The sequence below is a fragment of the Wolbachia endosymbiont of Mansonella ozzardi genome (assembly GCF_020278625.1).
GTDB lineage: Bacteria > Pseudomonadota > Alphaproteobacteria > Rickettsiales > Anaplasmataceae > Wolbachia.
This window is the reverse complement of the sequence record NZ_JADAKK010000035.1, coordinates 1-12,344: the sequence shown is the minus strand read 5'-3', so window position 1 is coordinate 12,344 and position 12,344 is coordinate 1. Positions and strand designations below refer to the sequence as shown.

The following is a 12,344-nucleotide window of genomic DNA, read 5'->3' as shown; positions in this document are numbered from 1 at the left end:
ATTTAGCTTTGTTTTTGCATAAACCGCAGAGAATTTGTACGCAAGTGCTGAACGTGGTGCTTTATGAGTGCTTCCTAGACGATTTTGCAGCATCAAATTATTGACTTTATAGACTATTCCATCGATATCATAATCCAAGTTATAGCGATGATCATAGATCTCGTTATAGAACTTCAGCATTCCACTCAAACTGCTTGTTAAGAACCGATGCTCATTTACGCAAAAGCCAAGTTCTTCAAGTTTCTCTAGTACTTCACTTTGGCTTTTCTCTTTTCCACCAATCAAAGAATAAGCAAAATATCTAAGTGGTCTACTTGCCGTAATGTTCGCATCCAACTGCTTCAAAGAACCAGCAGCCGCATTTCTAGGATTGGCAAACTCATTGTTTTCATTTAACTTCAAAAAGTCGCTGTTGCTAATATATATTTCTCCCCTTACTTCTAGCCTTCCTTGCACACCTTGCAAAAATTTAAGGAAGCCTTTTGTTGTTGCTACATTGTAGGTGACATCTTCTCCTACAAAGCCGTTGCCTCGAGTTGCAGCTTTAACGAACCTTCCATCCTCATAAATTGCAGAAAACGATAGCCCATCAATTTTTAGTTCACATAATATTTCTATTTCATCCTCAATTAAAAACTTCTTTACTTTAGATAAAAATCTCTCCACACTTTCTTCATCATAAGCATTTTCAAGAGAAAGCATGGGTTCTTGATGTTCTACCTTGCAAAATCTCTCATCGGGTGCAGCACCAACACTATTCTGTGTTACATGAATTTCTGGAAGTTGTTCCTTTATCTCAGTTAACTTTCGCTTTAGCTCATCATATTTAGCATCAGTGATTTCCGGCTTGTTTTTTTGGTGGTATAAGACATCATGATAATCTATTTGCATTTTCAATTTAGCAAGTTCTCGTCTTAAATTTTTTAAATTAATCATATACAATCATCTCCCAACACTGGAACTAGTGCACAAATATGGAATCATATTAAATTTTTCGTCAAGCTATGAATTTTCATGAATTTAATGCATAGTAGAGGTAAAGTACTAGAAAATCAATGAAGCCATAGATGATTGAAAGTAGTCAAGAGCGATATACTTATTTGCAACCAGTAGCTAGAATTACTTATTATAACTTTGTAGTACATAAAATTTCATATGGTAATATTAATAACAAATGATGACGGTTTTGAAAGTGAAGGGATAAAATTACTCAAAGAGATCGCGCAAAATTTCGCGTCAGAAATATGGGTAGTGGCACCAGATACTGACAGAAGTGGAGCAGCAAGATCTCTTTACTACCCAATAAGTCAATCTATTAGAGTAAACCAAAATGGTAAAAAGGAATTCAGTGTGTCTGGTACTCCTGCAGATTGTGTTATTATTGCACTGAATAAAATTATGGATAAAAAGCCAGATTTAATACTATCTGGAGTAAATATTGGATCAAACGTTGGAGACGATGTTTGTTATTCAGGAACAATTGGTGCTGTTATGGAAGGCGCTGCAAGATCTATACCTTCTATTGCGCTAAGCCAAGTACATCATAATGGAATAAACTGGCATAATACAAAGGTTTTTGCACCAAAGGTTATTGCTAAACTAATTGAAATTGCCTGGCCTAAAAATATAGCGATGAGTGTAAATCTTCCTGCTGTGGAAAAAGTAAAAGGAATAGAGTTTGTTGAGCAAGGTGAATATAACATTGATGGAGATTTAACCTTTACTGAAAATTCAGATGGCTCTTTAAGTTTAAGCTGGTCTCGAGAACACTCAGGTAGTGGTAGTGTAGGTAAAATCAAAGAGGGATTTATCACTATCACACCAATAAAATTAGATTTTACAGATTATGATACGTTGAATGCCATGAAAAATTCTCACTCAGACAAATTTTTTCCATAGTTAATTGAAAAAACGTTTGCTAATCTTTTATTAGCCGAATAATATGTGGCTATTAGACATAATACCTTCTGTTTCACACCTTTTTAGGTGCGAGTTGGGGTTGTAAATAGGGTTTTAGATTCAAAACTTGGTATCTATTCAGGAACGTGGTTAATTTGCAAATATTGAAACAAAAGCAGTATCATGTAAGTAGCTGACACAAGACTATACAAGCGTTGTGATTTAAGCCTATCACTAGGGCATTATCCAAGTAGCTGACACTGGGGTCCGTGATGCTGCTTTATTAATAAATATTTGAGAAATTTGCCAAATGAGAAAAAAAGGCAAAAGAAACCCAGTTGGTGGCTAGTGATTTATATTAACTTTATAAATTAGCGTTTTTTTATTCTAAACGTCTAATCTAGCTGCTTTTAAGCCTCAACTGATCTAAATTTAAATGTTAAGAGATTTACTAAACAGAAAAAAGGCAAAAGAAACTCCGTTAGCTAGTTATTCACTATCTATCTTTTAAATTGGCATTTTTTTTATTGTCTTAAACGCTTTGACAAACGCATTTTAGCTTATACTAGGTAAAAACCCTTGAAAGTTTATAAAGGCATGAGTGCATATAGTACAAAAAATTAAACAAAAGTACGCCAAGTACATTGAGTTTTTTTATTGTTTAATCTGTATGGACTGAAGCTAAATAATAGCTTCAATGCTATGAATAAGGATGATGGCAAAGGTTGTCAAGTGGTTTTTTCTCATATGCCAAAACCAGTTTGTTACGTGAGAGATCTATTAACTTCCGATTGCTGCCAAACAAGCTATAGCTTACCTATCGATCTCACCAAAAACTATATCGAGCGAACCAATAATTGCTGCAATGTCAGCAAGCATGTGTCCTTTTGACATGAAGTCCAAGGCTTGTAAATGCGCAAAGCCAGGCGCTCTTATTCTGCACCTATAGGGCATATTAGTGCCATCTGAAACTATATATACCCCAAACTCACCTTTTGGTGCCTCAACAGCTGCATAAGCTTCACCTTCTGGTACACGATATCCCTCTGAATAAAGCTTAAAATGGTGAATGAGAGCCTCCATGGACGTTTTCATCTCCGCTCTTGGCGGTGGAGAAATCTTTCTATCTTCAGTTTTTACTGGTCCTTCGGGCATTTTTTCTATACACTGCTTTACCAAACTAACGGATTGCCTAATCTCCTCCATCCTGACCAAGTAACGGTCATAGCAGTCACCATTTTGGCCGATTGGTATATCAAAATCCAATTGGTCGTATATCTCATATGGTTGGCTTTTCCGCAAATCCCAAGCAAGCCCAGCAGCACGCAGCATTGGTCCGCTAAAACCCCAGTCAAGCGCCTGTTTGATCGATATTTCACTGATTCCTACAGTACGTTGTTTCCATATCCTATTTTCTGTCAAAAGCTCATCAACATCATCTATATACTGCGAAAATTGCTCTATGAACTTTGTAATATCCTCAATCAAACCTTCTGGGATATCTGCCGCTACTCCACCTGGCCTAATGTAAGCTGCATGAAATCTTGCACCTGAAGCTCTTTCGTAAAATGCCAATATTTTTTCTCTTTCTTCAAAGAGCCATAAAAGAGGAGTCATTGCTCCAACATCCAGTGCTTGAGAAGAGATATTGAGTAAGTGATTTAGTATTCTGGTCAGTTCACAAAACAAAACACGCAAATACTTTGCTCTGACTGGTACTTCACACTGCAACAATTTCTCTACACACAGTGAATATGCGTGCTCTTGTGACATTGGTGATACATAGTCAAGACGATCAAAATACGGCAAAGCTTGGAGATACGTTTTGTGCTCTATTAACTTTTCAGTGCCACGGTGCAAAAGCCCAATATGGGGATCTGCTCTTTCGATCACTTCACCATCCATTTCCAGTACAAGACGCAACACCCCATGTGCAGCCGGGTGCTGAGGTCCAAAATTCAACACCATTGTTTTTAAATCTGACATATATGATAACTTAAGATATTGAAATTATATAGACTGAAGTACATTAAAAGTCAATTGGAAACCTCTGTTATGCAATTGACATTGGTTGCAAAATTATGCAATAACAAGGGATTATAATAATCTGAAAGAGGAAGTTCATGCCTGGTCAAAAAAAGCTTGCATCATATATATGGCGATAACCATAGGGCCTTAGCTGGGTATTATGTATCGCTTTAGCACTATTGTAGGGGAATTCCATACTCCCGTTCAGAAACGCTTGTGGTGAGCTGGTGCATAAGTAATGCAATGAAAAGGCGATAAGCTAATAAAATAATGTGTATTTTTGGTAATGAAATCTTAGTTAAAAGGGTTTAAATTCACTGTGTATTTTTATTGAAAAAAATGTGTGTAGAGCATAATGTTGACACTGAGTCTTTATTTAAGTTGATTAATCAAGAAAATCAAAAAGAAAAGGAAAGAGTTAAAGAGTTTATTAAGTACTTTTATAATTTTGTCTATAATAGCGACTTAAAGATCAATGATAAATTTCTTCTGTACATTGCAGAAGACGCATACAACTTCATCTTTAAAAAAGAGAGAGAAGAAAGTAAGTTAATGGTAAGCAATGTAAATGATGTACCAGGGGTAGAAGGCAATTTTACTATAATTAAAGTAGCAAATGACGACATGCCTTTTCTGGTTGACTCTATTATTGCCACCATTAAGTCGCATAATTTAACTATATGCTATTACAGCAATAGCATAATTAACATCCAAAGAAAAAGTGGCCTTATTAATGAGATTTGCTATTTAGAAGATGATAATGGTGTCAAGGAATCGGTGATATACGTGGTTATTAAAGGCATAAGTGACAGTTTTGTTGATACACTAAAAGAGTCTCTACACAGAACACTGAAGGCGGTTAATTGCGTTGTAAAAGATTGGCACCTGATGCTGCAGAAGCTTGATGAGGCAAGTCTTTCTATCACCCCAGTACTTAATAATGGGATCCAGGAAAAGGATTTTCTAGCTTGGTTGAAGAATAACAACTTTGTATTTTTAGGTTATCAAGAATACATTACTGATGAAGATGGAAAGTTCGTTCCAAGTGGTAAGGAAAATCTTGGTTTAATGAAAGCAAGTGAAGAGTATAAAAATGTATTGGTTCCTTGTATCGATCTTGATTGTTTATACATATTGAGGTCAGATCTGATTTCAATAGTTCATCGGCGTACGTACATGAATTGTATAGGAGTGAGAGAATTTAATGATCAGGGTAACGTGATAAAGGAACGGAGTTTTTTTGGATTGTTTACCTCTATAGCTGAAGTTCAAGATATTCGAACTATTCCGGTAATAAAAGATAAAATTGAAATAATAGAGAAAAGGGCAGGGTTCATACCAGGTGGCCACAACAATAAGGCTTTAATTTCTATCTTGCAGGCATTCTCTTGTGATGAATTATTCCAGTCCAATGAAGATGAGTTGTTTAAAATTTGTACTTCGATCATGTCTCTTGCAATTAGACCAAGAGTCAAATTGTTTTTAAGAAAGGTGGGGGACTTTATCAGTTGCGTAGTGTTGATACCGATGCGTTATGCTAGTGCCAGGTTAATGTTCAAGATACGTGACATATTGAAGGATGAAATAAATGCAAAAGGTGCAGATATTTATAACCATCACATTATAAACGAATATGACTTGATGAAGTTGCATGTAGTGCTAAAGGCTGAAGGTGCTAGTGTTCTTGATGATGAAGTTCTGCGTATCGAAAACAAATTGAGAAACATTACAGAAAAGTGGGAAGATCGTTTTATAGATAACCTATATAATACCTTCGGTACTATTGAGGATGTATTTGTCCGTTATTGCAAGGCATTTCCGGTAAGCTATCAAGAAAGTTTCGAACCCAACGACGCATATTACGATATGAAGAAATTGGAGATAGTGAGGAGAAAGAGAGTGAGTGAGGTCGATTTAAGACTTACTCGTGACAATCTCAATTACCAATTAAAGGTTTATACTCCAAGTAATGGCGGCCTTGAATTATCAAAGATATTGAGAATTACTAAAAATTTGGGGGCGAAAATTCTATCTCATAATGGCTATTACATAGAAATTAATGGTGGAATATGGATACACCATTTTGTTTTGTCGAGGGTCGATAAGCTAATAGACAACATTACCCTGAAAGAGCAGTTTGAGATAACGCTTGCAAAAGTGTTTAGAAGAGAAATTAAAAATGACTATTTCAACAGTTTGATCATTATTGCTGGGCTGGAGTGGAAAGAGGTGCTTCTAATTAGAACGCTAAGTGCTTACCTAAAGCAAACGTCATTTAAATACAACCCAGAATATGTTCAAAAAGTGGTTTCAGAGTATCCAAAGATAGTGAGGTATTTGGTACAATTATTTCATGCAAGATTTGATCCTAGTATAGATATTGATAGAGCAGAAACTACAGACATCTTCAGAGAGAAAATTGAGGAGCTTCTAAAAGAGATCAGCAATGTTTCACATGATTACGTTATACGTTCGATATTTAACTTGATAATGGCTATTTTAAGGACCAGTTATTATCAAGATGATAAACCATATTTATCTACAAAATTTGATTCAAGTAAAATAAATGGTTTGCCTGATCCGCGTCCATATCGTGAGTTGTACGTGTATTCGAACCTTTTTGAGGGAATACATTTAAGAGGAGGAAAACTAGCGCGTGGTGGTTTAAGGTGGTCGGATAGGACGGAAGATTTTCGTACTGAAGTTTTGGGACTCATGAAAGCTCAGATGACGAAAAACGCGGTGATAGTCCCTGTTGGTGCAAAGGGTGGGTTTATAATAAAGAAAGTTTATAGGGATAAAAATATCTTAAGAGAGAAAGGTGTTGAGTGCTATAAGAATTTTATCAGAGGAATGCTTGATATTACTGATAATGTAGTTGATGGTAAAATAATTCCACCAGAAAATGTGATCAGGTATGACGAAGATGATCCATACCTAGTAGTTGCAGCAGATAAAGGCACTGCTTCATTTTCTGATTATGCAAACCAAATAGCTTCTGAGTATAATTTTTGGCTTGGCGATGCATTTGCATCTGGCGGATCAGCAGGTTACGACCACAAAAAGATGGGTATTACAGCAAGAGGTGCGTGGATTGCAGCACAAAGGCATTTTTGGAGAATGAATAGGGATATTTATCAAGATATAACTGTTATTGGAATTGGAGATATGGCTGGCGATCTGTTTGGAAATGGCATGCTGCTTTCAAAAAATATGCGTTTAATCGGCGCGTTCAACCATATGCATATTTTTGTTGACCCAAGTCCTGATACAGAAAAGAGTTTCACAGAACGTAAACGTCTCTTTGAGTTGCCATTTTCAACTTGGATGGATTATAGCAAAGATTTGATTTCTGAGGGTGGTGGGGTATTTGAACGCAGTAGCAAGCAATTAAACATTTCTCAAGAAATAAAAAGATGTTTCGACATAACAGAAGATACGTTATCTCCAAACGACTTGATACGATATCTGTTGAAAGCAAGAGTGGATTTTATATGGAATGGAGGAATTGGTACGTTTGTCAAAGCGAAAAATGAAAGCCATGATATGGTAGGTGACAAAGCAAATGATGAGTTAAGAGTAAATGGTGAGAATATTAGAGCTTCTATGTTCATAGAGGGTGGTAATCTCGGTTGCACGCAGTTTGGAAGAATAGAGTATGCAGAGAAGGGTGGATATATCAATGCGGATTTTGTTGATAATTCGGCGGGAGTAATATGTTCTGATTTGGAAGTTAACATCAAAATTGCATTTGTTTCGATTATGAAAGGAGGGGGCATTTCCTTAGAAAAAAGGAACGAAATACTGGCTAGTATGGTAGACGAAGTTGCATCTAAGGTACTTGAGGATCATAACAGGATTGAAACAAAAGCATTACTTCTTGAGTGCTTGCAAGCTAAGGAAAGGCTAGAACAGCATCACAGATTATTACTCAGCTTGGAGAGATCTGGGTTGCTAAAACGAAGTGTGGAATTTCTTCCAGCTGATGAGGAAATAGCGAGAATGTTGACTGGAGCAGAGGGTTTTAGTTCTCCTCAGCTTTCTGTCCTGATATCTTACGCTAGAACAGCAATAGAAAATGAAATTATACATTCCAGCTTGCCTGAAAAAGATTCCTTGTGTCGTGATTACTTGCTAAACTACTTTCCACAAAAAATGATAACAGAGTTTAAGGATTACATATTGAAACACCAACTTCGCAGAGAAATTATCTCCACTTGCATTGCAAACGATGTAGTGAATAGGATGGGGTGTATATTTATTAATAATCTAGTTAAAAATACTGGAATCAAAGTGCATGAAGCAGTTAATGTTTATATTGTTGTTAACCGTTTATATAGTTTAAATAACCTGTGGCAGAAAATTGATGAATTGGATGGCAAGATTGATGTTAACTCGTACTTGCAAATAGTGAGAAATGTGCAAAAGTTTATTGGTAGAGTATCATTTTGGTTAGTAGAAAATCTCAGCAAACTTGGCTCTATAGAGCTAGATGATGTCACAAAATTTAAGGATGCAATTGAGACTTTAGGCCAGAACCTAACTGATGTTTTAGATGAACATCTATTGAAGGTCTATCACCATGGGTTTGCTTCTTTAGTGGAACTTAATATAAATAAAGATCTAGCAAAAAGAGTTGCTGATCTGTGCATTTTGGCCTATGCACTGGACGTTATATCCATTTCTGGGCAGACATCTTTACCTATTCTTGACACTGGTAAAATATACTTTGAGTTAAAGTCGCTACTGAGATTCGATCTGATTAGAACAATTGCTATCAAGATAAAAAGTCATTCTTCTTATTGGAACCGCAGCTTAATTAATGATTTATTGGATGATTTAAGCAATTATCATCATAAGCTAACTGTCAAAGTTATAAAATCCACCAGTAACTGTGAAGATAAAGTTCAAACCTGGGCTTGTAATGATACGGATTGCATAGAACGTTACAATAGTTTCTTAGATGAAATGGTTGCTTCTAAGCTTGATTTAAGTAAATTAATATTTATGATAAGAAGAATTGAAGTACTTGCTTCGTAGGAAAAATGTTCAACATAGGTCTTTCAGAAATTTTAATTGTAGCACTAGTGAGTATAGTTGTTCTCGATAAGAATAAGATACCTACGTTTATTGACCTTATTAGGAATATACATAGGTATTTTATGATTGCAAAGTCGAGAGTTAAGAAGTTGTTAAAAGATGCCGGAATCGAAGATTTGTATAAAGAGTATAGTGTCGAGAAGGTAAATTATATAGTTGGTAAAGATGGTAAGTTTTATCCTAGTTACAATATAGATAGTACATCTAAAGGTAATGACAGCGAAGATTCTGGTAGTAGATGATGTACTATCTAATGTTAAGCTTTTAGAAGCTCGACTAAAAGCGGAGTACTATACAGTTATTGTAGCTCATGATGGTAAAGAAGCTGTAGATTTGGTAGCAAAGCAGCAGCCAGATATTATATTACTCGATATCATGATGCCGAAAATAAATGGCTTTGAAGTTTGTAAGAGCCTAAAGAGTAATCCCTTAACAACCCATATTCCAATAATTATGGTGACTGCGCTACATGACACTCACGATAGAGTACAGGGCATTAATGCTGGCGCAGATGACTTTCTAACTAAACCAATAGATGAAACTGCCCTGTCTGCAAGAATCAGATCCCTCACGCGTTTGAAGATGGTAATAGATGAGTTGCGTTTGAGAGGAGAAACTAACGCTGAGATTGGTGGGGTAACAGGAAGCAGTATCATGGATTATTCCAACCAGATTTTTAATGCTAACATACTTGTTGTGGATGAGGATGTCTTTCAAGCAGAACAGATATATAATGTACTGAGTCAACGTTTTTGTTCAATTAAAGTGCTAAATGATCCAACTGAGGCATTGAAAATTGGTATTGAGGATAACTACGACCTGATTATTTCCGACATGCAATTTTCGCAAACTGATGGCCTACGTTTGTGTTCTGAGTTTCGCAGTAAAGTGGAAACACGTTACACGCCAATTCTGATTCTCTCTGAGGATTATGATAAAAACAATTTAGTAAAAGCGCTTAACGTAGGTGCTAACGATTACTTAACAGTACCGCTGGACGAGAGTGAGTTAATAGCAAGAGTTAATTTACAAGTGAAACGTAAGAGGTATCAAGATGCCTTGAGAATGAACTTGTTCAATAATGCAGAAATGTCTATAAAGGATCCGTTAACTAACTGCTACAACAGAAGATATTTTGATACGCACTTGAAAAACATTGTTAAAGATTCTGTAGAGAAGGATAGAAGATTATCTCTTATGATACTTGATATAGACTATTTTAAGGTAGTAAATGACGATTTTGGGCATAGTGCTGGGGATGAGCTTTTAAAGCAAATGCAGAAGAGAATCTCTGAAAATATCAGAGTGACGGATTTGCTAGCTAGGTTTGGTGGTGAGGAATTTGTTGTTGTAATGCCAGATACCAATATATCAGATGCATACACTGTTGCAGAGAGAATACGTGAAATTATCGCTACAGAAACTTTTGCGCTCTCAGGCGAAAACACGACTCATAGTGTGACTGTGAGCATTGGAGTTGCAGAAATGCAAAAATCTGATCTTAATAACATTAAAAAATTTATAGTACGTGCTGACAGATACCTATATAAAGCAAAAAATGATGGCAGAAATAGAGTAGTTACTGGCTAACTAAGATTGTAACAGCATAAAAATTACCATCAGTTCAAACTCACAATTTCAAAAAAAGTTGTTGTAGTCGAAAATATTTGTGCTATAGGTAGTAAGTTTACATAATCTAGTTACAATTAATTGTAAACTTAAAGAACTAGTGTTATTTGGAGGGTTTATGGCTTAAGACAATAGTAATCTACTAGGGCCCATTATAATAGCAGTATTGGTATAGGATTCTTTGCTACAGCAGGAGCAGTACCAGAGGCTGCGTGAGTGATGGTGTTACTAGGGGTAGGAACGGAAATAGTGGTAGCTGATGCGGATGCTAGGAACGAAGGTTTACGAACAAGCAGGGCTGGACCGGGGGCTTTTTACGAATCGCAAAGAAGGGAGGCTCATGGTGGGGAGGGATTATGATAATAGTGATGATGACTGTTCAATACAATTTTATCAGAGACAACAGAAGACGTATTTACATTTATCGCAACTTATATCAAATAATTTTCAAGATGCATTGATTGAACCAATAAAACAAGGTCTCTACTTGCCTTCTTTTAAAACAAGGAATGTTAAAATTAACGGTAAGTGTACTGCTACCACTTGTAGGTTATCTCAGGCTTTACTATCACAAAGCGGTGGATCATTTTTGAGCAACTTAAAGACTTCCGCAGAAATTTACGAGCGTATAGTACAGGGTAAGCAGGTATTTAAAGAGGAAAGAAACAGAGGTTTTTGCTTTTAGTAAACTGCTTAATAAATTTGAGAGACAGTTAGATTTTTCTACGAATAGCCTGCCTTTAAACTTATTTCATGCTCAGAGCTATAAAACGCTTGGTGATTTATCAAACTATATAGCTGGAATTAAAGGCAATTTTTTGCCATTCACTTGGTAATAAGTAATCACGTTGTTGAGATTTACAGAATAGATGATAATTATACTTATTTTAACAGTAACGCAGCGTTTATTTCTGAATTAAAAAGTGTCGATCAGTTTATAAGATTGTAGAAAAAGTAATAAGATCTGCTGGCTATAAAGTAAAGAAAGAAGGTTTGCTTATTAAACACTTTGATGTCAATAAGGCTAATAATCTACTGCCCAGTGAAGACAAACAAATTCTAGCAAAAGAAATTAAAACAGAACATCAACTTCTGGCAGAACAAGATATAAAGAGCTTGGTCTTATTAAGATTAATGGTCAAGAACTACCCAGGGTACAGTTATATGGCTCTGGAACTAAAATTCATGTAGAAGGTAGCGTACCTGTACTTATTAATGTTAATATGAATCTAAGTAGCAAAAAATTCCAAGATCATCTAGATAAAAAAGAAATAAGTATGACAGCTAGAGAATATCTTGGTCACTTGAAAAGTAGCAAGAATGTGGAGGAAGTAATGCAAGCAACCAAGGTAATTCCTTTTGAAGGCTCAAGTGGTAAAATTAGAGATGCGGAGGAAACGCGCAAGACATGTAATAAGCCTTAACCTTATTTAAGTGGTATAATAATAAGTGGTCAACCAGTGAGAACAAGGGCGCTAGGGAGCTGATGCTAGCTGAAATGACACCTTCTCCTGTCACTCCACAGCTTCCTCTGTCACTCAAGTAGTCTTTTCTTGTCATCCAAAGTAGATGACACTTGTATCTGGGATCTAATGTTACTTTATGACAGTGCCATGAAAGTGGTTCCCTCCTATCATTCCAGCGCGTGATGCACAGCTGTACGAATATTAATTATAGAAAGGAAAAAA

At 36.0% G+C, this 12,344-nt stretch carries 8 protein-coding genes; 6 read left to right on the top strand and 2 right to left on the bottom strand.

All coding sequences use genetic code 11. From position 1 onward, the window contains the following. On the bottom strand, positions 1-936 hold a 936-nt coding region (locus tag IHO40_RS03970; RefSeq protein WP_410543360.1), incomplete at its 3' end, for a DNA ligase LigA-related protein. Between the two features lie 219 nt (positions 937-1,155). Here IHO40_RS03970 and surE point away from each other — a divergent pair. Next, a complete protein-coding gene (surE, locus tag IHO40_RS03965) occupies positions 1,156-1,899 on the top strand; it encodes a 5'/3'-nucleotidase SurE (protein ID WP_225536866.1) in 744 nt (247 codons plus the stop codon). 813 nt (positions 1,900-2,712) lie between these two features. Here the strand turns inward: surE and IHO40_RS03960 are convergent. Continuing rightward, entirely contained in the window at positions 2,713-3,885 is a 1,173-nt protein-coding gene (locus tag IHO40_RS03960; protein ID WP_225536865.1) for an NADH-quinone oxidoreductase subunit D, read from the bottom strand. Between the two features lie 381 nt (positions 3,886-4,266). Here IHO40_RS03960 and IHO40_RS03955 point away from each other — a divergent pair, with 381 nt between their 5' ends. The 5 genes from IHO40_RS03955 (at position 4,267) to IHO40_RS03935 (ending at position 12,080) form a co-directional block, all read left to right on the top strand. Continuing rightward, entirely contained in the window at positions 4,267-8,967 is a 4,701-nt protein-coding gene (locus IHO40_RS03955) for an NAD-glutamate dehydrogenase (RefSeq protein ID WP_225536864.1), read from the top strand. Positions 8,968-8,972: 5 nt separating this feature from the next. Then, a complete protein-coding gene (gene tatB, locus IHO40_RS03950) occupies positions 8,973-9,269 on the top strand; it encodes a Sec-independent protein translocase subunit TatB (RefSeq protein ID WP_225536863.1) in 297 nt (98 codons plus the stop codon). Beyond that, on the top strand, positions 9,241-10,617 hold the full coding sequence (locus IHO40_RS03945) for a PleD family two-component system response regulator (RefSeq protein WP_225536862.1): 1,377 nt from the start codon (positions 9,241-9,243) through the stop codon (positions 10,615-10,617). The genes tatB and IHO40_RS03945 overlap by 29 nt, the downstream gene beginning before the upstream one ends. Positions 10,618-10,921: 304 nt before the next feature. Next, on the top strand, positions 10,922-11,341 hold the full coding sequence (locus IHO40_RS03940) for a hypothetical protein (RefSeq protein ID WP_225536861.1): 420 nt from the start codon (positions 10,922-10,924) through the stop codon (positions 11,339-11,341). Between the two features lie 538 nt (positions 11,342-11,879). After that, entirely contained in the window at positions 11,880-12,080 is a 201-nt protein-coding gene (locus IHO40_RS03935) for a hypothetical protein (protein WP_225536860.1), read from the top strand. Positions 12,081-12,344 lie beyond the last annotated feature (264 nt).